General features: G+C 63.3%; 17 protein-coding genes and 1 other annotated feature. Of the genes, 6 read left to right on the forward strand and 11 right to left on the reverse strand.

The genetic code is table 11. From position 1 onward, the window contains the following. Positions 1 to 15: 15 nt before the first annotated feature. The 4 genes from ruvB to ruvC all read right to left on the reverse strand — a co-directional run bounded on the left by ruvB (position 16) and on the right by ruvC (position 3,322). Entirely contained in the window at positions 16 to 1,044 is a 1,029-nt protein-coding gene (ruvB, locus tag V3C85_RS15115; RefSeq protein ID WP_331796107.1) for a Holliday junction branch migration DNA helicase RuvB, read from the reverse strand. Between the two features lie 42 nt (positions 1,045 to 1,086). Further along, positions 1,087 to 1,989 (reverse strand): zinc metalloprotease HtpX, encoded by a 903-nt coding sequence (gene htpX, locus V3C85_RS15120; RefSeq protein WP_331796108.1) that lies wholly within the window; start codon positions 1,987 to 1,989, stop codon positions 1,087 to 1,089. Between the two features lie 149 nt (positions 1,990 to 2,138). Further along, positions 2,139 to 2,819 (reverse strand): Holliday junction branch migration protein RuvA, encoded by a 681-nt coding sequence (gene ruvA, locus V3C85_RS15125; RefSeq protein ID WP_331796109.1) that lies wholly within the window; start codon positions 2,817 to 2,819, stop codon positions 2,139 to 2,141. Continuing rightward, positions 2,816 to 3,322, reverse strand: a complete 507-nt coding sequence (gene ruvC, locus V3C85_RS15130) for a crossover junction endodeoxyribonuclease RuvC (protein ID WP_331796110.1) — start codon at positions 3,320 to 3,322, stop codon at positions 2,816 to 2,818. Before ruvC ends, ruvA begins: the two co-directional genes overlap by 4 nt. A 345-nt stretch (positions 3,323 to 3,667) precedes the next feature. Here ruvC and V3C85_RS15135 point away from each other — a divergent pair, with 345 nt between their 5' ends. Then, a complete protein-coding gene (locus tag V3C85_RS15135) occupies positions 3,668 to 3,871 on the forward strand; it encodes a DUF1127 domain-containing protein (protein ID WP_331796111.1) in 204 nt (67 codons plus the stop codon). 105 nt (positions 3,872 to 3,976) lie between these two features. Here V3C85_RS15135 and V3C85_RS15140 read toward each other — a convergent pair whose 3' ends face one another. The 6 genes from V3C85_RS15140 to V3C85_RS15165 form a co-directional block, all read right to left on the reverse strand. Then, the gene (locus V3C85_RS15140) at positions 3,977 to 4,336 is read right to left on the reverse strand and encodes a hypothetical protein (RefSeq protein WP_331796112.1); all 360 of its coding nucleotides are present in this window, start codon (positions 4,334 to 4,336) and stop codon (positions 3,977 to 3,979) included. 96 nt (positions 4,337 to 4,432) lie between these two features. Next, positions 4,433 to 5,305 carry a 50S ribosomal protein L11 methyltransferase gene (locus V3C85_RS15145; protein WP_331796113.1) on the reverse strand — a complete coding sequence of 291 codons (873 nt, stop codon included), beginning with the start codon at positions 5,303 to 5,305 and terminating at the stop codon, positions 4,433 to 4,435. Between the two features lie 57 nt (positions 5,306 to 5,362). Continuing rightward, positions 5,363 to 6,538, reverse strand: coding sequence for a geranylgeranyl reductase family protein (locus V3C85_RS15150; RefSeq protein ID WP_331796114.1), 1,176 nt, complete (start codon positions 6,536 to 6,538; stop codon positions 5,363 to 5,365). Positions 6,539 to 6,646: 108 nt separating this feature from the next. Next, positions 6,647 to 7,879, reverse strand: coding sequence for an MFS transporter (locus V3C85_RS15155; RefSeq protein ID WP_331796115.1), 1,233 nt, complete (start codon positions 7,877 to 7,879; stop codon positions 6,647 to 6,649). Positions 7,880 to 7,956: 77 nt separating this feature from the next. Continuing rightward, positions 7,957 to 9,441: a SulP family inorganic anion transporter gene (locus tag V3C85_RS15160; RefSeq protein ID WP_445942024.1), complete on the reverse strand. Its 1,485-nt coding sequence runs from the start codon at positions 9,439 to 9,441 to the stop codon at positions 7,957 to 7,959. A gap of 58 nt (positions 9,442 to 9,499) precedes the next feature. Next, positions 9,500 to 9,557, reverse strand: a sequence feature (sul1 is cis-regulatory element that is thought to sense ions involved in sulfur or methionine metabolism; They are found in Alphaproteobacteria). 242 nt (positions 9,558 to 9,799) lie between these two features. Beyond that, entirely contained in the window at positions 9,800 to 10,543 is a 744-nt protein-coding gene (locus tag V3C85_RS15165; RefSeq protein ID WP_331796118.1) for a sulfite exporter TauE/SafE family protein, read from the reverse strand. Between the two features lie 172 nt (positions 10,544 to 10,715). Between V3C85_RS15165 and mdh the strand changes: the two genes are divergently transcribed. Continuing rightward, positions 10,716 to 11,678: a malate dehydrogenase gene (gene mdh / locus V3C85_RS15170; protein ID WP_331796119.1), complete on the forward strand. Its 963-nt coding sequence runs from the start codon at positions 10,716 to 10,718 to the stop codon at positions 11,676 to 11,678. Positions 11,679 to 11,817: 139 nt separating this feature from the next. Here mdh and dnaE read toward each other — a convergent pair whose 3' ends face one another. Next, the gene (gene dnaE, locus V3C85_RS15175) at positions 11,818 to 15,315 is read right to left on the reverse strand and encodes a DNA polymerase III subunit alpha (RefSeq protein ID WP_331796120.1); all 3,498 of its coding nucleotides are present in this window, start codon (positions 15,313 to 15,315) and stop codon (positions 11,818 to 11,820) included. 239 nt (positions 15,316 to 15,554) lie between these two features. Here dnaE and xdhA point away from each other — a divergent pair, with 239 nt between their 5' ends. The 4 genes from xdhA to V3C85_RS15195 are packed head-to-tail and all read left to right on the forward strand — an operon-like array spanning position 15,555 to position 21,800. Further along, the gene (gene xdhA / locus V3C85_RS15180) at positions 15,555 to 16,970 is read left to right on the forward strand and encodes a xanthine dehydrogenase small subunit (protein WP_331796121.1); all 1,416 of its coding nucleotides are present in this window, start codon (positions 15,555 to 15,557) and stop codon (positions 16,968 to 16,970) included. Continuing rightward, positions 16,967 to 19,315 (forward strand): xanthine dehydrogenase molybdopterin binding subunit, encoded by a 2,349-nt coding sequence (xdhB, locus tag V3C85_RS15185; RefSeq protein ID WP_331796122.1) that lies wholly within the window; start codon positions 16,967 to 16,969, stop codon positions 19,313 to 19,315. Before xdhA ends, xdhB begins: the two co-directional genes overlap by 4 nt. Continuing rightward, entirely contained in the window at positions 19,312 to 20,253 is a 942-nt protein-coding gene (gene xdhC / locus V3C85_RS15190; protein ID WP_331796124.1) for a xanthine dehydrogenase accessory protein XdhC, read from the forward strand. Before xdhB ends, xdhC begins: the two co-directional genes overlap by 4 nt. Then, the gene (locus V3C85_RS15195) at positions 20,250 to 21,800 is read left to right on the forward strand and encodes an ABC transporter ATP-binding protein (RefSeq protein ID WP_331796126.1); all 1,551 of its coding nucleotides are present in this window, start codon (positions 20,250 to 20,252) and stop codon (positions 21,798 to 21,800) included. The genes xdhC and V3C85_RS15195 overlap by 4 nt, the downstream gene beginning before the upstream one ends. Positions 21,801 to 21,829 lie beyond the last annotated feature (29 nt).

Consider the following 21,829-nt stretch of genomic DNA (forward strand, 5'->3'; position numbering starts at 1 on the left):
CCCCGCACAACACCCTCAGCCCTCAAACAAATCCGTATGCCCCGGCGCGCGCGGTGCCTCCAGCCCCAGATGCCGCCAGGCCTTGGCCCCCAGCATCCGCCCACGCGGCGTGCGCTGGATCAGGCCCTGTTGCAACAGATAGGGTTCGATCACCTCTTCAATCGCATCACGCGGCTCTGACAGGGCGGCAGCTATGGTTTCCACTCCCACCGGCCCACCCCCATAATTCTCGGCCAACAGCACCAGATAGCGCCGGTCGGCCCCATCAAGGCCCAGATGGTCCACCCCCAGCCGCGTCAGCGCCCGATCAGCCAACGCCCGGCTGATCCGCCCCCCTTCTTCGACCATGGCGAAATCCACCACCCGCCGCAGCAAGCGCCCGGCGATCCGGGGCGTGCCGCGCGCCCGGCGGGCGATCTCCAGACAGCCCTCGGGCTCGGCCACCACCCCCAGCAAGCGCGCGCCCCGCGTCACGATCTCGTTCAACTCGGCTTCGGTGTAAAACTGCAAGCGGGTGGGAATGCCAAACCGGTCGCGCAGCGGCGTGGTCAGCAGCCCCAACCGCGTTGTCGCCCCCACCAGCGTAAAGGGCTGCAAATCAATACGCACCGTCCGTGCTGCTGGCCCCTCGCCAATCACCAGATCCAGCGCAAAATCCTCCATCGCCGGATAAAGCACCTCCTCGACCACCGGGCTCAGCCGGTGAATCTCATCGATGAACAACACATCGCGCGGCTCCAGATTGGTCAGGATCGCCGCCAGATCACCGGGCTTGGCCAGCACTGGCCCACTGGTCATGCGAAAGCCCACCCCCAGTTCGCGCGCCATGATCTGCGCCAAGGTGGTCTTGCCAAGGCCGGGGGGGCCATGGAACAACGTGTGGTCCATCGCCTCTTCGCGCATCCGCGCCGCCTGAATAAAAACGCGCAGATTGGCCCGCGCCTCGTGCTGGCCGATAAACTCCTCCAGCGCCTGAGGGCGCAGGGCGCGGTCAGCATCTTCGGGCAAACGGTCAGGGCGCAAGGCGGGATCGGGGTTCATCATGCGTGAACATTCCCTGAACGCGGCAGCTTTGGCAAGCGCAGATCAGGCCCAGGGGCCCGCTTTCGTGCCACGCCCGCGGCCCAGTTTCGGCATCCCACTCTGCCGCACCGGGGCCTGCATCGCCTCCAGCGCCGCAATCCGGTTGGCTGTGTTCGGATGCGTTGAAAACAACGCATCATGGGCATGGGCATGCAGCGGATTGATGATGAACATATGCGCAATCGCCGGGTTGCGCTCTGCCGCATTGTTGTCAATGCCTTTGGCAAAGGCCTCGATCTTGCGCAGGGCATCGGCCAGCCAAATCGGGTTGCCGCAAATCTCTGCCCCCACCCGGTCGGCCTCATATTCGCGCGACCTAGAAATCGCCATCTGCACCAGTGCCGCCGCCATCGGGGCCAGGATCATCAAGGCCAAAGTGCCCAGCAGCCCCCCCGGGCGATCGCGATCCCCACCAAAGAACAGCGCGAAATTCGCCAGCATCGAGATCGCCCCCGCAAAGGTCGCCGTCACCGTCATGATCAGCGTATCCCGGTTGCGGATATGGGCCAATTCATGCGCCATCACCGCCGCCACCTCCTCCTCGGTCAATCGGCGCAACAGCCCTGTGGTCGCCGCCACAGCCGCATTCTCGGGATTTCGCCCCGTGGCAAAGGCATTGGGCTGGTCCGTTTCAATCACATAAACCTTGGGCCGCGGCATCCCGGCCCCATCGGCCAGCCGATGCACCATCCGCACCAAGGCCGGGGCCGAGTTTTCGTCAACCGCGCGCGCACCCGACATCGACAAAACGGCCTTGTCGGCAGTCCAATAGCCCATCAGGTTCATGCCCGCCGCCGCCACCAGCGCAATCACCGCGCCCGTGGTGCCGCCCAGCATGGCCCCCAACCCCATGAACAGCGCCGTCAACGCCGCCATCAGCATAAAGGTCTTTACATATCCGCCCATCATACACCTCCGGCCATCAGATATGGGCAATTCACATCGCCCCGCCAAGAGCTTCATCAAGATCTTCATCTTGGCAAAAATACTCCGGGGGTCAGCGGGGTTCGCAGAACCCCGCGTCAGGGGGCAGCGCCCCCTGGCGGCCTAGGCTGTCAGCGCGGCGCCAACAGTTTCAGCGCCTTGCGGATCAGCGCGGCAGTATCCGCCTCAGGCTCTTCGCCCGCGATCGTCGCCACGGCTTGCGCCGCGTCCCCCTGTCCATAGCCAAGGTTGATCAGCGCCGACAGGGCATCGGCGGTAAAGGCTGCGCGCTGCACCGCAGCTTCATCCACCTTTGGGGGCTTGCGGGTCGGCCTGGCCACAGGCACTTCCTCGATCACCGAGTCATCCGCCTCGGCCCGAGACGACAGCCGCACCCCCGCCGCCATCACCGATGGTGCTTTGGATTTCAGCTCCAGAATCACCCGTTGCGCCAGTTTTGGCCCCACACCGGGGGCTGATTGCACGGCCTTGGCATCGCCCAGCGTGATGGCGCGGGCCACACCCTCGGCCCCCAAAGTGCCCAGAATTGCCATCGCGGCCTTGGCGCCCACGCCTTGCACCGTGGTCAACAGCTTGTGCCATTCCTTTTCCAGCATCGTCGGAAAGCCGAATAGCTGCAAAAGATCTTCGCGCACCATCAGTTCGGTATAAAGCGATACCGCCTCTCCCACGCCCGGCAAAGCCGACAGCGTGCGGTCGCTGACATAGACGATATAACCCACCCCGCGCACGTCGATCAGCACATGGTCAGAGCCGCGCCAATCCAGCCGTCCCGAAATCTTGCCAATCATCCCGCAGCCCTTTTCAACGCGGCCTCCAGCCGGCCCGAAGATTGCACATGATGGGCATGGCAGATCGCCACCGCCAAGGCATCCGCCGCATCTGGCCCCGCAATCTTGACCCCCGGCAAATGCAGCCGCACCATATGATCGACCTGCACCTTAGCGGCATGACCCACGCCGACCACCGTTTTTTTCACAGCATTTGGTGCATATTCCCCAACCGCAAGGCCGAACTGGGCCGGCACCAGCAGGGCAATGCCGCGCGCCTGCCCCAGCTTCAGCGTGGCCACGGCATCCTTGTTGACAAAGGTATGTTCCACCGCCGCGGTTTCAGGCGCATGCAGGCGCAGCACGTCGGTCAGTTGCGCGTGCAGGGAACACAGACGCCGGGCCAGATCATCGCCTTCGGAATGCAGCACCCCATTGGCCACATGGGTGATCCGAACGCCCGCCACATCAATCACGCCCCAGCCAAGATTCCTTAACCCCGGGTCGATTCCCAACACGCGCATACCAGACCTGCCCTTTTCTTTTGCATCATCGATAGCACGAAACAAGAACATCCGCCAAGTGCAAAGCCGGGCAGGCACGGTCTGTCACGTCGTGGTTGCCTTTTGGTCACGCAGCCGTTATGCAAGCGCAGCAAATACGACATGTCGCGCAGATTGGCCGACCTGTTGCCGGGCCACCTGCGGAAACCCCATGAATTTGGGCAATTTTGTGGCATTTCCCTATGCGTTTTTCGCATGGCTGCATTGCTATTGCAGCCACTTGCTTTGCACATGCAGCACGATTACTTGGCGAGGCACAGGCAGGATTGCCTGCGCAATGAGCAGTTTTGAAAGAGGATCACCGCCATGGCCGCCTTTGAGACGTCCCGCCCGGCGCCGTTCGGCGCCATCTCGATCTTCCGCGCCGTTCAAGGCGTCAGCACCATGCTTGACATGGTCGCTGGCTGGAACGACGCCCGTATCACCCGCAAAGCCCTGTCCAGACTGACCGACCGTGAACTGGACGATATCGGCTTGTGCCGTGGTGATATCGAGATGATCGGTCGCTAAGACCGTTCGCTTACGCTTTACGACGACCGGCCGCCAAGCATCTGCTGTGGCGGCCTTTGTATATCTTGCCTTTGAAAGGGCCCGCTGGCCCGGCCCGTGGTGCCCCTATTCGGTGACGCGCAGAACCCAACCCAGCTTATGGGATACGGCCCGCGTTACCGGATCGGCCTGCATCAGCCAGCCACCAATACGGTCAACCCCCTCGCCTGCCATCAGCTTGTCTACGCGCTGGTCATAGGCTGCTGTGCCCAGTTGATAAAGAAACACAGCCTTGATCACCGTCGCGCAGATCAGCACGGCAAGACTTTGGCGCAGCACAGCATAGGGAAATCGGAAACCGCGATTTTTTCGGGTGTAAAACGACCGGCCAAGCGTTCCAGACGCTTCGAAGCCAAAGCCTTTTGCACGCGCCTTTTCGATCTTGTCGATCCGGCTATGAAATTCAGCAAACCCTGGGTCGGACATGAGCGATATCTCCGTGGACGACCCCCACCGCTGCCTTGGTTAGACCACAATTGTGGCGGAATTGGGGCAAATCTGTCAGAGCGTCTCTAAAAGGCCTCAGTTTCGCCGCACCACAAGGGTGGACCATTCGCCAATATCTTCGCGCCCTGCTAGTTCATGGCCCGCAGCGACATAGGCAGCTGTGACTGATTCGGCCTGAACCACCAAAAGACCCGACAGAATGGCCAAGCCACCCGGGGCCAGATGCGCTGCCACATCCGGTGCCAGTTCGATCAGCGGCCCTTTCAGGATATTGGCAAAGACCAGATCAAAGGGGGCCGCTTCGGCCAGACGCGCATGGCCAAAGCCCGGCGCCTCAAGGCATTCGACCCTGCCTTCCAAGCCGTTGATCGCCACATTGGCCCGCGCCACATCCACAGCCACTTCGTCGATGTCGCTGGCAATCACCAGAGCCTCGGGCAGCACAGCTGCCGCCGCCATCGCCAGAACAGCCGTGCCACAGCCGATATCGGCCACGCGGGCCGGGCGAAAGCCATCGCCAAACAGGCGGTCGAACGCGCGCAAACAGCCCAAAGTCGTGCCATGATGGCCCGTGCCAAAGGCCACGGTCGCCTCGATCTGAAGGGCCACCTTGTCGGCAGGCACCTTGTCGGCATCATGGCTGCCAAAGACAAAAAACCGCCCGGCCTCGACCGGGGCCAGTTCGCGGCGCACATGGGCCACCCAGTCAATTTCGGGCACTTCCGAGACGACAAAGGATTTGGCGCCAAAGGCCACGGCCAGCAATTCCAGAACCGCCCCGTTCGGCGCTTCAAGGAAATAGGCGCCCACTTCCCACAGGCCCGAGCCGTCTTCGATCTCGAACACGCCCACACCTTCGGGTGTTGGCTCCATCCGCTCCAGCGCATCGCCAAGGGCCTCGGCCGCATCCTCTCCGGGCAGGGTGGTCAGGGCGGAATAGGTGGGCATCGTCGCAACTCCGGGGTTTGGGCATGTCTTGCGGGTTAGCCCCCGGCGAAGGGGGCGTCAACCCGCAGCAGGGCCACCCCGGCGCAACAACAGCCGCAAAGCCAGCCGCGCCAGCCGCGCAGGCCCCAGATCGACGTAATCCATCTTGCCACCCAACAGATCAAGATAGCGCCGCCGGGTGTGGCGCGACTGCGCCATCACATCCAGAAAACGCGGCTGCAAACGCGGGTGATAAACGATCTTGGCCACCAGCCGCGCCCGCCGCAATTCGCGCATCATATGCGCCGCCCGCGCCTGATACAGGGCCAGGGTCCGTTCTGGCCGGCCCAAACTCAGCGCCTCGATCGCAGCCTCGGCCGCCAGTTGCCCCGAATGCACGGCCCAGCCGATGCCTTCGCCTGTTACCGGATCAACCAGCCCCGCCGCATCGCCCACCAACAGCACATGGTCGCGCCCCGGCACCTGCTTTACCTCGCCCATCGGCAGATGGTGGCCCTTGATGCGCACCTGTGCAGGGTCGATGCCCCGGGCGCGCAGCCATTGGTCAAACCTTTGGGGCAAATCGTCATTGCGCAGGGCGGCCCCACCGATGCCAAGGGTGCGCCCGCCCGCCTTGGGAAAATCCCAGCCATAGCCCCACCGCGCCGCGACCATATCCAACTCAAGATGCGACGAGGTGGCACCCGGCACCTCGATCTCTAGCGCAAAGGCCACTTGAGCGGGGTCTTGCGCCCGACCAAACAGCGCCCGCGCCACGGCCGAATTCACACCATCGGCCCCGATCACCACTGCCGCGCGCACCTTGGCCCCGCCCGTCAGTCGCAGCGTGCCGGTTGCAAGATCCATCGCGGCAATGCGCTGACCGCAAAAATCGTCAGCCCCCGCAGCCATGGCCCGCGCCCGCAGGGCGGCGTCAAAGTCGCGGCGCATCGTCATGAACAGCGGCGGCCCGTCGGTTTCCACCCCCAGCACACGCGCCCCGGCCATCAGCCGCACGTCATCACAGCGATGGAACAGCGCCTCGGGCAAATCGTCAAAGGCCGCGCGCAGATGCCCCATCGCCCGCCCCGTGACACCGCCACCGCACAGCTTGTCACGCGGAAAGGCCGCCTTGTCGATCAATGCCACCCGCAGCCCGCGCAGGGCCATCACCCGCGCCGCCGTGGCCCCTGCTGGCCCGGCCCCAACCACGATCACATCATGGGTCAGCCCCGTTGTCGCAGGATCAGCCATGGCGAACCCCATCCACAGACCCCTGCACAGCACTGCTGATCACGCCCATTGCCACCCCTTATACGGCCAGTGGCTACAGCATATAGCGGGGCCTGCAAAAAGCGCCAGTCAGCCTACCACGGCAGGCCGGACGCCGCCCAAAATCGTCTCATAGCCCGGCGCAGGGTCGCGCGGCACCAGACAGGCCAGCCCAAGCGAGACAGAGGCCATTCCGGCAGCCAGCAAAAACACCGACCCCGGCGACACCACCCACAGATAGCCAAGCCCAGCGGGCAAGAACACAGCCGCAATGTGGTTGATGGTAAAGGCAACCGCCGCCGTCGGCGCAATATCGGCCGGATCAGCGATTTTCTGGAAATAGGTTTTCAGCGTGATGTTCATCGCGAAAAACAGATGGTCCAGCACATAAAGCACACTGGCAATCACCACGCCCCAGCCAAAGGCGTAAATGCCGCCATAGGCCAGAAAAACGATCAGCAGCCCGCCATATTGAACCAGCATCATGTTGCGGTCGCCAAAGCGGCCAATCCAACCGCCGATGAACGGCCCCGCCGCCATATTGGCGATGTAGTTCACAATGAACAGCGCCGTCACCTGATGCACGGCCATACCAAAGCGTTCGACCATCATAAACGCGGCAAAAACGACAAAGATCTGGCGGCGCGCGCCCGCCATGAATTGCATGGCATAATAAAGCCAATACCTGCGGCGCAAGATCATCTTGCGGTGCTGGGCCACGGGCGCCTCAAACTGCGGATACAGGAAAAAGGCCACCACCGCGATCAGCGCCGTCAAGCCACCCGACACCATATAAACCGTGTCATAAGACAGCCCCAGACTGTCCCACAGCGCGACCAACGCCAGATAGGCCACCAGACTGGACCCCGACCCCACAGCCACCAGCCAGCCCAGAACCCGTGGTGCGCGCTCTTTGCTAAGCCATTGCAATTGCAGGCTTTGGTTGACTGTTTCGTAATAGTGAAAGCCGATCGACGACAGCAGCGTCAGGAACAGGATGCCACCAAGGCTGGGGAACTGCGCTGTCAGGGCGCTGGCCACCCCCAGCAAGATCAGGCTGACCAACGCCAGAACCTGTTCGCGCACCACCAGCAGCACCAGGATCACGCCGATAGCCAAAAAGCCCGGAATCTCGCGCACGGAATGCAGCCAGCCGATTTCAACCCCGGTAAAGCCTGCCACCTCGATGACGAAATTGTTCAGCAGCGCAGACCATGTGGAAAAGGCCAGCGGCATCGCTGCCGCCATCAGGATCAACAACCCCTCGGGGCGGCGCCAATATGGCAACGCCTGAGCCTGTTCCAATGTCATCTTGCGCATCATCGGCACAGGTTACGCGCCAAAACCGCAAGCGGCGAGGGGGCGAATTGTGGCGGGCACAATTTTGCCCGCCCCATCCGTCAGTGCGACAGCATCCCGTCATCCAGCACATCGTCCTTGTCGCGCAACGACAGCTTGTCCATCAGCGTTTCGGATGCCGCGTTCATGCCCTTGATTTCCACCAGCGCGCCGCCCCGGCGGAACTTGGCCACCGCCAGGTCCAGGGCCTGCACCGATGAAATATCCCAGATATGCGCCCGGCTGACATCAATCACCACGCGGCGCACCGACTCGCGGAAATCAAAGGCCCGCATCAGATCTTCGGTTGATCCATAGAACAGTTGCCCTTCAACCCGATAGGTCCGCACGCCGTCTTCCATATCCGAGGTCACGCGGAACAGTTGCGCGATCTTGGCGGCAAAGAAGATGCCCGACAACAGCACCCCCACCAGCACGCCAATCGCCAGATTATGTGTCCAGACCACGGTCACCACCGTTGCCACCATCACCACCGAAGAGCTGGTGGGATGGGTGCGCAGGGTCTTGAACGACCCCCAGTTAAAGGTGCCGATGCTGACCATGATCATGATTGCCACCAACGCCGGCATCGGGATCTGGCTGACCCAGCCGCCAAGGCCCACGCAGAACACCAACAGCATGGCCCCGGCCACAAAGGTCGAAAGCCGCCCACGCCCGCCAGATCCGACGTTGATCACGCTTTGGCCGATCATGGCACAGCCTGCCATGCCGCCGATAAAGCCAGTGGCCGTATTGGCCAGCCCCTGCCCCACGCATTCCTGATGGCGGTTGCTGGTGGTGTCGGTCATTTCATCCACGATGTTCTGCGTCATCAGGCTTTCCAGCAGCCCGACCACGGCCACGGCGATGGAATAGGGAAAGATGATTTGCAGCGTTTCGAACGTCAGCGGCACATCGGGGATCAGAAAGATCGGCAATGTGTCGGGCAAGGCGCCCATGTCGCCCACAGTGCGCACATCCCAGCCAAAGCTGAGGGTCAGCACCGTCAGCACCACAATCGCCACAAGGGGCGAAGGCACCACCGTCGTCACCCGCGGCAAAAGATAGATGATCGCCAGGGCCGCCGCCACCAAGGCATAGGTCATCCACGACACCAGACGCGGGTCCAGTTCAGGCACCTGCGCCAGAAAGATCAGGATGGCGAGGGCATTCACGAAGCCGGTCATCACCGATTTTGACACGAACCGCATGACAACCCCCAGCCGCATCATGCCCATGACAATCTGCAACAAGCCCGCCAGGACCGTGGCCGCCAGCAGATATTCCAGCCCATGATCGCGCACAAGCGTGACCATCAGCACCGCCGTCGCCGCAGTAGCCGCCGAAATCATCCCCGGTCGCCCGCCGACAAAGGCGGTGATCACGGCGATCGAGAAGCTGGCGTAAAGCCCAACCTTGGGGTCCACCCCCGCGATCAGCGAAAAAGCAATCGCCTCGGGGATCAGGGCAAGCGCCACGACAAGGCCCGAAAGCACATCGCCCCGGATATTGCCAAACCACTCCTGACGATAGGTGTCAAAATTCATCAATATATCTCCCAGCCAAGGGGCGGGTCCGCCTTGGCAGTGTCGCGCAATTCGTCTGCGTTGTCCGGCGGATCGGCGGCCGGAAGAGCCACCGGGGAGTTGCACCCCGGTCCGTGTGATTGCGCGCTGCGTAGCGGGTTTGACCAGAAAAGGAAAGGGCGTCAGGCATCGCCACGAAACCCTCGCTGCGCAAAATCGGGGCCCCGGCCCGGTAGGCGGTAGCCTTGGTGCGCTCTGACGCTATTGCAAGCAAGCGCCGACGATGCGCACTTCGGCCAGCAGCCTTGGCCGCAGCCTTGGCCTATGTCCACTGCCTGCCTGATCCACCCAAAGATCGCCAGAGAACTGGCCAGAACGGCTAGGCCGAAATGCCATCCCAGATCAGTTTCACAGACACGGCCAATAGGGCCCAGGTGACCACCCGGAAAAACAGCTTTTCCGGCAACCAGTTCACCAGCCGCACCCCCACAAAAACGGCAATCGCCGCCGGGGGCATCAGCAGAACCGCGATTTTCAGATTGCCGGGATTCAACTGATCCAATGCGTAATAGGGCACCAGTTTGACGGCATTGATGATGGCAAAGGCGATGGTCGCGGTGCCGGCAAACACGGTTTTGGTCATCCGCAACGGCAAGGTGTAAACCTGATAAGGTGGCCCCCCAGTGTGGCTGACAAAGCTGGTAAAGCCCGCGATTGTGCCCCAGAACAGACCAGGCACGATTTTGGCCCGGTGCGGCGGGCCATCAACCGGCTTGCGCACCAGCGCGTTCACCGCGAAGACGCCACCGATCAGCCCAACCAGCGTCGTCACCGCCCATTCCGGCACCATATGCGCCGTGGCCCAGCCGATGGCGACGCCCGCCATCATCCCCGGCACGACAATCGCCAGCACCCGACGGTCAAAGGCATGGCGATAGGCGTAAAGGCCGAACATGTCAGACAGCACATACACCGGGAGCAACAGACCGGCCGCCGCAATCGGCGAAATCGCAAGCGACAGAACCGGCACCCCCATCATGCCAACCACCGGCAAGCCCCCCTTGCCCATGCCCACCAGCACACTGGCCACCACCGCCACAGCCCAGAACCAGATGCCGTCCATGCCATCCTCCGCCTTGCCCGCTTGGGTTAGCGCAAACGTCGGCCCGCGACCAGCCCATGCCCCCATTTGCCGCACACAATTGTATACAATGACCTGCACGGAACGCTTGCCAGACGCGGACGAAGGGGCTACCCCATGCCGCGAAACTTCACCAGAACGGGAGACCGGACTCATGGCACGACCCAAGATCGCCCTTATCGGCGCAGGCCAGATCGGCGGCACACTCGCCCACCTCGCCGCAATCAAGGAACTTGGCGATATCGTCGTTTTCGACATCGCCGAAGGCACCCCGCAGGGTAAGGCGCTTGACCTTGCGCAATGCGGCCCGGTCGAAGGCTTTGATGCCAATCTCAAGGGCACCAACTCTTATGCCGATATTGCGGGCGCTGATGTCTGCATCGTGACCGCAGGCGTGCCGCGCAAGCCGGGGATGAGCCGTGATGACCTGTTGGGGATCAACCTCAAGGTCATGAAGTCGGTCGGCGAAGGCATCAAGGCCCATGCCCCCAACGCGTTCGTGATCTGCATCACCAACCCGCTGGATGCGATGGTCTGGGCGTTGCAGCAGTTCTCGGGCCTGCCGGCCGAGAAAGTCGTGGGCATGGCTGGCGTGCTGGATGCCGCCCGTTTCCGCCACTTCCTGTCGGTTGAATTCAACGTCTCGATGCGCGATGTGACCGCCTTTGTTCTGGGTGGCCATGGCGATACGATGGTGCCGCTGACCCGGTATTCCACCGTTGCCGGCATTCCGCTGCCCGATCTGGTCGAGATGGGCTGGACGACGCAGGAAAAGCTGGACGGCATCGTGCAGCGCACCCGTGATGGCGGGGCCGAGATTGTGGGCCTGCTGAAGACCGGCTCGGCCTATTACGCGCCCGCGACTTCGGCCATCGAGATGGCAGAGGCCTACCTGAAGGATCAAAAGCGCCTGCTGCCCTGCGCGGCCTTTGTTAAGGGTGCTTATGGACTGGATGGGATGTATGTCGGCGTGCCGACGATCATCGGGGCCGGTGGTATCGAGAAGGTCGTGAACATCAAGCTGAACGCAGACGAACAGGCGATGATGGACAAGTCGATCGATGCCGTGAAGGGCCTGGTTGCGGCCTGCAAGACGATTGATCCGTCGCTGGCCTGAGGATCGGGGCACCAGCCTGAAATCAAAAACGCGCGCCCTTGGGCGCGCGTTTTCTTTTGCAGCGTCTCTGTTTAACCCGTCGCTAAGGTTTCTTTGGGGGGAGGCGGGCTGAAGCCCGACCTACGGGTTTGCGACACATTTACAGGTCTTCGACCATCACGACCCCATTCATCGCCTTGATCGCGCCCTTGATCTGGGGGGTGATCGGATAGGGTTTGGGCAGCTTCAGGTCGATCTCTTGCCCGTCATCGCAGGCCACGCAAACATAGATTTCGGCCCGGTTGCGGCCCGTGACCTTGCCCAACAATTCGGCAAGGGCGGGCAAGACCTCGGGGCGGTTGAGGTGGATCTTGAGGTCAGACGCCCCCACTTCGGCGGCCACCGCATCAATCGGCTGCACACCATTGGCCAAAAGCTTGACGCCATCGCCATCCGGGTCGGCCTTGACGGTCAGCACCACATTCTTGCCCGGCTCTAGCAGATCGCGCGCGGCTTCGAGCACGTCGGAAAACACCGTCACCTCATAAAGCCCAGTCGGATCAGACAGTTGCACAAAGGCAAAGCGGTTGCCCTTGGCGCTTTTTCGTTCCTGCTTTGACGCCACCGACCCCGCCAGCTTGGCCACCAGCGGCCCGCGCTGTGCCAGATGGGTAAGTTCCGTCAGCGTTTTCACATCCTTTTTCCGCAGCGCCCCCATGTAATCATCCAAAGGATGCCCGGTCAGGTAAAAGCCAACGGCCTGATGTTCATGGGTCAGCCGTTCAATCGGCAACCAGTCGTCGCGGAACGGCAGGCGGGGTTCGGGAATATCGGCCCCGGCCTCGCCGAACAGGCTGACCTGATTGCTGGATTGCGCCTCATGGATCGCGGCGGAATAGGCCACCAGTGCATCCAGCGCCTCGAACACGCGGGCGCGGTTGCTGTCAAGTTGGTCAAAGGCCCCGGCGCGGGCCAGCATTTCCAAGGGGCGCTTGCCTATCTTCTTCAAATCAACCCGGCGGGCCACATCAAACAGCGTCTTGAAGGGCTTGTCCGCCCCGGTTTCAGACCGGCGCGCTTCAACAATCGCGCGCATCGCGTCAACGCCCACATTCTTCAGCGCGCCAAGCGCATAGACGACGCGGCCGTCCTTGACATCAAAGGTGGCCAGCGAGCGGTTGACGCAGGGCGGCACGGTTTCAATGCCCAGCTTGTCCAACTCGCGCTTGTAGATCGCCAGCTTGTCGGTCAGGTGGATATCGCAATTCATGACGCCGGCCATGAATTCAACCGGGTGGTTCGCCTTGAGCCAGCCGGTTTGATAGCTGACCACGGCATAGGCGGCGGCGTGTGATTTGTTAAAGCCGTAATTGGCGAATTTTTCCAGAAGGTCGAAAACCTCGCCCGCCTTTTTGGCGTCGATATTATGGGTTTCCTTGGCGCCCTGAATGAATTTCGGGCGTTCCTTGGCCATTTCTTCGGCGATTTTCTTACCCATGGCGCGGCGCAAGAGATCGGCCCCGCCAAGGCTGTAGCCGGCCATGACCTGCGCGATCTGCATCACCTGTTCCTGATAGACGATGATGCCTTGGGTTTCCTCAAGGATGTGGTCGATGGTGGGATGAATCGATTCCAGCGGGCGCAGGCCGTTCTTCACCTCGCAATAGACCGGGATGTTTTCCATCGGGCCAGGGCGATACAGCGCCACAAGGGCCACGATGTCTTCGATACAGGTGGGCTTCATGCGCCGCAGCGCATCCATCATGCCCGAGCTTTCCACCTGAAACACGGCCACGGTTTTGGCGGCGGCGTAAAGATCATAGGTGACCTTGTCATCCAGCGGGATGTGGCCGATGTCATTTTCGGCCCCGGCAGGCGGATCATAAAGCCTGCGCCCATCCTGGGCGATGTGCAGCGGACGACCGCCCTTCAGGATCAGGCTGATCGCGTTCTGGATGACGGTCAGGGTTTTCAGGCCCAGAAAGTCGAATTTCACCAGCCCGGCCTGTTCGACCCATTTCATGTTGAACTGGGTGGCGGGCATATCGGCGCGCGGGTCTTGATACAGCGGCACCAATTCATCCAGCGGGCGGTCGCCGATGACCACACCCGCAGCATGGGTGCCTGCGCTGCGATACAGGCCCTCGACCTGTTCGGCATAGGTCAGAAGGCGGCCCACCACCTCTTCCTTGGCGGCTTCGCGCAGGCGGGGTTCATCGGCAAGCGCCTTGGTGATCGAAACGGGTTTGACGCCTTCGACCGGGATCAGCTTGGCCAGCTTATCGACCTGCCCGTAAGACATCTGCAAGACGCGGCCCACATCGCGCACCGCCATTTTTGACAACAGCGCGCCGAAGGTGATGATCTGGCCCACCTTTTCGCGGCCATATTTCTCCTGCACATAGCGGATCACCTCTTCGCGGCGATCCATGCAGAAGTCGATGTCAAAGTCGGGCATGCTGACCCGCTCGGGGTTCAGAAAGCGTTCGAACAGCAGGGCATAGCGCAGCGGGTCAAGATCGGTGATCGTCAGTACATAGGCGACAAGGCTGCCCGCCCCCGACCCCCGGCCCGGCCCCACGGGGATGCCGTTCTGTTTGCCCCATTTGATGAAGTCGGCCACGATCAGGAAATAGCCGGGGAAACCCATCTTTTCGATGATGTCGAGTTCAAAGGTCAGCCGGGCCTCGTAATCCTCGCGGCTGGCGGCAAGCGGGATGACGGCTAGGCGGCGCTCTAGCCCCTCCCAGGCCTGACGGCGCAGTTCCTCCACCTCGTCATCGGCGAATTTCGGCAGAATGGGCTTGCGCTTATAGGCGGCAAAGGCGCAGCGGCGGGCGATTTCGACGGTGTTTTCCAGCGCCTCGGGCAGGTCGGCGAACAGGGCGCACATTTCGGCTTCGGATTTGAAATAGTGCTGCGGCGTCAGGCGGCGGCGGGGCTGCTGCTGATCGACATAGGCGCCCTCGGCGATGCAGATCAGCGCGTCATGCGCCTCATACATCTCGGCCTTGGGGAAATAGACATCATTGGTGGCCACCAGCGGCAGGCCCATATCATAGGCCATCTCGATCAGGCCACGCTCGCTTTGCGCCTCGGCCTCGGGCAGTTTGCCACCTTCGCCGGGGTGGCGCTGCAATTCGACATACAGCCGGTCGGGGTAGATGGCAGCCAAGCGTTGCAACAGCGCGCGGGCCTTGGGGTCCTGCCCCTGGCGCAGAAAGCGGCCCAGCGGGCCGTCGGGGCCACCAGTCAGGCAGATCAGCCCTTCGGCGTGGGCGGCAAGGTCGTCGAGGCTGACTTGGGTCAACTGCCCGCCCTTGTCGAGGTAGAGACAAGAGTTCAGCTTCATCAGGTTCATGTAGCCGGCTTCGGTTTGCGCCAGCAAGACAATGGGGGCAGGCAGACGCAGCTTTTCGCCGGGCTGGGCCGGATCATGGGCAAGGCTGATCTGGCAGCCGACAATGGGCTGCACCCCGGCCCCCATTGCGGTCACCGAAAATTCCAGCGCGCAGAACATGTTGTTGGTATCGGTCACGGCGATGGCGGGCATCTCGGCCGCGGCCGCCAGTTTGACCAGTTTCTTGACCGGAATCGCCCCTTCCAGCAGGGAATGTTCCGTATGGACCCGAAGGTGAATGAATCGCGGCGCTGTCATATGCGCAGCCTATCGAAGCCCCGGCGCGGGGGGAAGAGCGCCCAATTCTTCGGCAAGGATTAAGACAGCTTCGCCCAATTCCGAAATATTTGCACTTGCCTTGTGGATCATCGCCCGGCTTCATGGTGAAACAGGGAAACGGGCGGGATAACGCCCACAGGGGCGCATGATCCGCTTTACGCCGCATCGGGCGGACATGCATCACGCCTCGAACGGGGAGAAGGCGGCGGACCGAACATATGGCTGGGATTGCGTTTCTTTTGAACGGAACGCCTGTCCGGGTGGACGCAGAGCCGCCGACCCGGACCCTGCTGGACTGGCTGCGCGAAAATCGTGGCCTGACGGGCACCAAGGAAGGCTGCAACGAGGGCGATTGCGGGGCCTGCACGGTGATGGTGACCGATGCCAGGGGCAGTCGGGCGCTGAACGCCTGCATCCTGTTCCTGCCGCAACTGGCGGGCAAGGCCGTGCGCACGGTCGAGGGGCTGTCAGGCCCCGGCGGCCAGTTGCACCCGGTGCAGCAGGCGATGATCGACCATCACGGCAGCCAATGCGGCTTTTGCACCCCCGGTTTCGTGATGTCGATGGCCACGGCGCATCTGAACGGACAGACCGATCATGATGACCAACTGGCGGGCAATCTGTGCCGCTGCACCGGCTATGCCCCGATCATCCGCGCCGCCCGCGCCGCGGAAAGCGCCCCGGTGCCAGACTGGATGAACGCCGACCATGACTTCATCTGTTCACAAATATCCTCGGGGGGTGAGGCCGAAGGCCGAGGGGGGCAGACAGCCCCCCTGCCCGGCTTGCGCCCCGAAACCACCGATGAACTGGCCGACTGGTATGCCGCCCATCCCCAGGCCACGCTGATCGCCGGGGCCACCGATGTGGGCCTGTGGGTGACCAAGCAGTTGCGCGATCTGGCCCCGGTGGCCTTTTTGAACGGCATTGCCGATCTGGCCCGGATCGAACCGCAGGGCGACCATATCCGCATCGGGGCCGGTGTGACCATCGCCGCGCTGCGGGCCGCGATGCAGGGGCCCCATCCGTCTTTTGCCGAACTGCTGCGCCGCTATGCCAGCGAACAGGTGCGCAATGCGGCCACCATTGGTGGCAATATCGCCAATGGCTCGCCCATCGGGGATGGCCCGCCCGCGCTGATTGCACTGGGGGCCACCCTGCACCTGCGCCGGGGCGCCATGCGGCGCGACATGGCGCTGGAGGATTTCTTTCTTGATTACCGCAAGCAAGACCGCCAGCCCGGCGAATTTGTCGAGGCGGTGACGATCCCAGCCAAAGCCCCGGCCTTGCGCTGCTACAAGATCTCGAAACGCTTTGATCAGGATATTTCGGCGGTGTGCGGTGCGATCAATGTCACCTGTGCCGGGGGCAAGGTGACGGCTGCGCGCATCGCCTTTGGCGGCATGGCGGGCATTCCCAAGCGCGCAGCCCAGGCCGAGGCGGCGCTGGTGGGGCAGGACTGGGCCGAGGCCACGATCCGCAAGGCAATGGCTGCGATGGCGCAGGATTTCACCCCGCTGTCGGATATGCGCGCCAGCAGCGCCTATCGGATGCAGACGGCGCAGAACCTGCTGCTGCGCTATTTCCATGATCTGTCGGGGCACCCTGTTTCGGTGCTGGAGGTGACGCCATGAGTGCGGGAAAATCGCTGCCGCATGACGCGGCCCCGCTGCATGTGACCGGGCAGGCGCGCTATGTCGATGACATTCCGATGCCTGCCAATGCGGTGCATCTGGCCTTTGGCCTGTCAACCATTGCCCATGGCAAGGTGGTGTCGCTGGATCTGTCGGCGGTGCGGGCTGCCCCCGGCGTGATTGCAGTTTGGGGGCCGGATGATTTTGACGATATGCCCGATTGCAGCCCTTCGGCCCATGATGAGCCGCTGTTGGCCACGGGCACGGTGCACTATCTGGGGATGCCGCTGTTTCTGGTGGCTGCCGACAGCCATCTGGCGGCGCGCAAGGCCGCGCGGCTGGCCCGCGTCAGCTATGAGGACTGGCCCGCGCTGCTGACCGTGGATGACGCCCTGGCCGCCGACAGCCGGTTTGAGCAAGGCCCGGTGATCTGGGCCAAGGGCGATGCCCCACGCGCGATTGCCGCATCGGACCGAGTGGTCGAGGGCCGGTTCGAGGTGGGCGGGCAAGAGCATTTCTATTTGGAAGGTCAGGTGGCGGCCGCCCTGCCGCTGGAGGGCGGCGATCTGCTGATCCATTCCTCGACCCAGCATCCGACCGAGATCCAGCACAAGGTGGCCCATGCCCTGCATCTGCCGATGAATGCGGTGCGGGTTGAGGTGCGGCGGATGGGCGGCGGCTTTGGCGGCAAGGAAAGTCAGGGCAATGCCCTTGCGATTGCCTGCGCAGTGGCGGCGGCCCGGTTGGGGCGGCCTGCCAAGATGCGCTATGACCGCGACGATGACATGATGATCACCGGCAAGCGCCATGATCTGCGGATTCTGTATCGGGCGGGATTTGACGATCAGGGCCGGGTGACGGGGCTGGAGTTCACCCATCTGTTCCGCTGTGGCTGGGCGCAGGATCTGTCTTTGCCGGTGGCAGACCGTGCCATGCTGCATGCCGACAACTGCTATCACCTGCCGCATATCCGCATCGAAAGCCATCGGTTGAAGACCCATACCCAAAGTGCCACGGCCTTTCGCGGGTTTGGCGGGCCGCAGGGGATGATCGGGATCGAGCGGGTGATGGACCATATCGCCCACCAACTGGGGCGCGATCCGTTGGCGGTGCGGCTGGCGAATTTCTATGCGGCCAGCGATGGCAGGGGGGCGCTGCCCCCCGCGCTTGCGCGCCCCCCCCGGGATATTTCTGAACAGATGAAGGGGCGGCAGACCACACCCTTTCACATGGAGGTGGACGATTTCATCGGCCATGAGCTGGTGGCCGATCTGGTGGCGCGGTCGGATTATGCGGCACGGCGCGCCGAGATTGCGGCCTGGAATGCCGCGAGCCCGGTGCTGAAGCGCGGGATCGCGCTGACGCCGGTGAAGTTCGGGATCTCGTTCACGCTGACCCATCTGAATCAGGCCGGGGCTTTGGTGCATGTGTATCAGGATGGGTCGATCCATCTGAACCATGGTGGCACCGAGATGGGTCAGGGCTTGTTCCAGAAGGTGGCGCAGGTGGCGGCGGGGGTGTTCGGGGTTGATCTGGCGGCAATCAAGATCACCGCGACGGATACGGCCAAGGTGCCCAACACCAGTGCCACGGCGGCCTCGTCCGGGTCTGATCTGAACGGGATGGCGACGCGGGCGGCCTGTGAGGTGATCCGCGACCGGATGGCTGCCTTTATTGCCGACAAGCATCAGGTGCCCCCCACGCGGGTGCGGTTTGAAGGCGGGATGGTGCGGGTGGCGGGCGAGGCCTATCCGTTCGCGCGTGTGGCGCAATGGGCCTATGAGGCGCGGGTGTCGCTGTCCTCGACCGGGTTTTATGCCACGCCCAAGCTGCAATGGGACCGCAAGGCAGGCAAGGGGCGGCCGTTCCTGTATTTCGCCTATGGCGCGGCGGTGACCGAGGTGGTGATCGACACGCTGACGGGGGAAAACCGCATCCTGCGGGCCGATCTGCTGCATGACACTGGCACGTCGCTGAACCCGGCGCTGGATATCGGGCAGGTTGAAGGGGCCTATGTGCAGGGCGCGGGTTGGCTGACGACGGAAGAGCTGGTCTGGGATGGCAAGGGGCGGCTGGCGACGCATGCCCCCAGCACCTACAAGATCCCCGCCTGTTCCGACCGGCCAGCGGTGTTCAATGTGGCGCTGTGGGGGCAGCCGAACCGTGAGGAGACGGTGGGCAAGTCGAAAGCGGTGGGAGAGCCGCCCTTCATGCTGGGCATCTCGGCCTTTCTGGCGCTGTCGGATGCCGTGGCCTCTTGCGGGGCGGGCTATCCGGCCCTGGATGCGCCGGCCACGGCCGAGCGGGTGCTGGCGGCTGTGGGACGGGTGCGGGGGGCGGCATGAGCCTGAACCGCGATCAACTGGCGCAGGTGGTGGCGCGGCAGGGCCGGGTGGCGCGGGTGGTGGTTGCCAGCTGCGCCGGATCAACCCCGCGCGAGCCGGGGGCGGCGATGCTGGTCTGGGCGGGCGGGCAGATCGGCACGATCGGTGGCGGCGCCCTGGAATATGCAGCGGCCGAGCGGGCGCGGGCGGCGCTGACAACCGGTGACCGGCTGGATCGGGTGTCGCTGGGCCCCGACATCGGCCAATGTTGCGGCGGGGCGGTGACACTGGTGACCGAGGTCTGGGACCGCGCGCGGCTGGATGGGGTGGGCGATGTGCTGGCCCGGCCGATGCCCGGCCATGACGGCGCCGAGATGCCGCTGAAGGTGGCCAATCGGTTGTGGGCCGCGCGCAATGGCACACGGCCTGCCGCTGTCGAGGTGGTTCAGGGCTGGCTGATCGAACCCGTGGCCCCTGCGCGGCGCGTGGTGTGGATCTGGGGCGCGGGCCATGTGGGGCGGGCGATTGTCGATATTTTGCGCCCCCTGCCCGATCTGCATCTGGTGTGGCTGGATACCGCCGCCGACCGGTTTCCCCCCATCCCCGACGGCGTAGAGCAGCGCATCGCCGCTGATCTGGCCGCCGAAGCGGGCCACGCGCCGCCACAGGCAGAGCATCTGATCCTGACCTATTCCCATGCGCTGGATCTGGATCTGTGCCACCGCCTTTTGCAGCATGGCTTTGGCCGTTGCGGGCTGATCGGATCGGCGACGAAATGGGCGCGCTTTCGATCACGGCTGTCAGCTTTGGGGCATGGGGCGCACAGCATCGCACGCATCGACTGCCCGATTGGCGACCCCGGCCTTGGCAAACATCCTCAGGCCATTGCCATTGGCGTCGCTTTGGCCTTTTTGCACAAGCACGAAACCACGGTGTCACGACAGGAGCAGGCAGGATGACAGCACAGCAGGCGAAGCCAGAAGTCTTGCGGCCCGAAGTCTTGCGTATTGACGGCGTGACCAAGGCCTATCCCGGCGTGGTGGCCAACAGCGATGTGTCCTTTGCCATTTCCAAGGGCGAGGTGCATGCCCTGCTGGGCGAGAATGGCGCAGGCAAATCGACGTTGGTCAAGATGATCTACGGGCTGGTCAAGCCAGACAGTGGGCGCATGGTGCTGGAGGGCAAGCCCTATGCCCCGGCCGAGCCTCGGGCCGCGCGGGCGGCGGGTGTGGCGATGGTGTTTCAGCATTTCAGCCTGTTCGACGCGCTGACAGTGGCCGAGAATGTGGCCTTGGGGATGGAAAATCCCCCCCCCATGCAGGCCCTGGCGGGCAAGATCCGGTCGGTTTCGGATGAATACGGCCTGCCGCTGGACCCGTCCCGCATGGTGGGCGATCTGTCGGCCGGAGAGCGCCAGCGGGTTGAGATCATCCGCTGTCTGCTGCAAGACCCCAAGCTGTTGATCATGGATGAACCGACATCGGTTCTGACGCCGCAAGAGGTGGATATTCTGTTCAAGACGCTGCGGCAATTGTCGGCCGAGGGCACGGCGATCTTGTATATCAGCCACAAGCTGGAAGAAATCCGGGCGCTGTGCGACGAGGCCACGATCCTGCGACGCGGCAGGGTGGTGGCCACCTGCACGCCGCGCGATGTGTCGGCCCGCGAGATGGCCGAATTGATGGTGGGGGCGACGCTGACGCCGCCCGCGCGTGCAGGCAAGCCCATGGGCGATGTGGCCTTGCGGGTGGCCGATCTGTCGGTTGCCTCGCCCATTCCCTTTGGCACCAGCCTGAAAAACCTGTCATTCACCGTGCGGCGGGGCGAGGTTCTGGGCATTGCCGGGGTGGCGGGCAACGGGCAAGATGAATTGCTGCTGGCGCTGTCGGGCGAAATTCGCACCGGGCGCGATGTGATTCAGATCGATGGGGTGGGCCTGGGCGACCAAGGCCCGAATGAACGGCGCCGGGCGGGGCTGGTGTCGGCCCCCGAGGAACGGCTGGGCCATGCCGCCGCCCCGGACATGAGCCTTGTGGAAAACGCACTGCTGTCGGGCGCGGTGCGCAAGGGCTTGGTGCGCAAGGGGTTTATCGACTGGCGCGCGACCGAATCCTTTGCCGCAGAGATCGTGCAGGAGTTTGACGTGCGCACCCCCGGCACCCATGTCGCGGCGCGGGCGCTGTCGGGGGGCAATCTGCAAAAATTTGTGGTGGGCCGCGAATTAAGCCAGAGCCCCGGCATCATTGTCATCAACCAGCCGACTTGGGGGGTGGATGCGGCGGCGGCAGCCTCGATCCGGCAGGCCATTCTGGACCGGGCCTCGGCGGGGGCTGCGGTGGTGGTGATCAGTCAGGATCTGGATGAACTGCTGGAAATCGCCGATGATTTTGCCGCGCTGAACGAAGGTCGGCTGACGCCGACACGCCCGGTGCAGGGGCTGACGGTGGATGAGATCGGCCTGATGATGGGTGGCGCACATGGGATGGAGGTGGCGCATCATGGCTGAGCGCGCGCATCAATTTTCTTCACAGAAAA

It is taken from the genome of Pseudotabrizicola sp. L79, assembly GCF_036553525.1.
Lineage (GTDB): Bacteria > Pseudomonadota > Alphaproteobacteria > Rhodobacterales > Rhodobacteraceae > Pseudotabrizicola.

Bases quoted from the DNA above. Each gene is read 5' to 3' on its own strand.
- ruvB (WP_331796107.1), bottom strand. From the start codon at position 1,044: ATGATGAACCCCGATCCCGCCTTGCGCCCTGACCGTTTGCCCGAAGAT.
- htpX (WP_331796108.1), bottom strand. From the start codon at position 1,989: ATGGGCGGATATGTAAAGACCTTTATGCTGATGGCGGCGTTGACGGCG.
- ruvA (WP_331796109.1), bottom strand. From the start codon at position 2,819: ATGATTGGCAAGATTTCGGGACGGCTGGATTGGCGCGGCTCTGACCAT.
- ruvC (WP_331796110.1), bottom strand. From the start codon at position 3,322: ATGCGCGTGTTGGGAATCGACCCGGGGTTAAGGAATCTTGGCTGGGGC.
- V3C85_RS15135 (WP_331796111.1), top strand. From the start codon at position 3,668: ATGGCCGCCTTTGAGACGTCCCGCCCGGCGCCGTTCGGCGCCATCTCG.
- V3C85_RS15140 (WP_331796112.1), bottom strand. From the start codon at position 4,336: ATGTCCGACCCAGGGTTTGCTGAATTTCATAGCCGGATCGACAAGATC.
- V3C85_RS15145 (WP_331796113.1), bottom strand. From the start codon at position 5,305: ATGCCCACCTATTCCGCCCTGACCACCCTGCCCGGAGAGGATGCGGCC.
- V3C85_RS15150 (WP_331796114.1), bottom strand. From the start codon at position 6,538: ATGGCTGATCCTGCGACAACGGGGCTGACCCATGATGTGATCGTGGTT.
- V3C85_RS15155 (WP_331796115.1), bottom strand. From the start codon at position 7,879: ATGATGCGCAAGATGACATTGGAACAGGCTCAGGCGTTGCCATATTGG.
- V3C85_RS15160 (WP_445942024.1), bottom strand. From the start codon at position 9,441: ATGAATTTTGACACCTATCGTCAGGAGTGGTTTGGCAATATCCGGGGC.
- V3C85_RS15165 (WP_331796118.1), bottom strand. From the start codon at position 10,543: ATGGACGGCATCTGGTTCTGGGCTGTGGCGGTGGTGGCCAGTGTGCTG.
- mdh (WP_331796119.1), top strand. From the start codon at position 10,716: ATGGCACGACCCAAGATCGCCCTTATCGGCGCAGGCCAGATCGGCGGC.
- dnaE (WP_331796120.1), bottom strand. From the start codon at position 15,315: ATGACAGCGCCGCGATTCATTCACCTTCGGGTCCATACGGAACATTCC.
- xdhA (WP_331796121.1), top strand. From the start codon at position 15,555: ATGGCTGGGATTGCGTTTCTTTTGAACGGAACGCCTGTCCGGGTGGAC.
- xdhB (WP_331796122.1), top strand. From the start codon at position 16,967: ATGAGTGCGGGAAAATCGCTGCCGCATGACGCGGCCCCGCTGCATGTG.
- xdhC (WP_331796124.1), top strand. From the start codon at position 19,312: ATGAGCCTGAACCGCGATCAACTGGCGCAGGTGGTGGCGCGGCAGGGC.
- V3C85_RS15195 (WP_331796126.1), top strand. From the start codon at position 20,250: ATGACAGCACAGCAGGCGAAGCCAGAAGTCTTGCGGCCCGAAGTCTTG.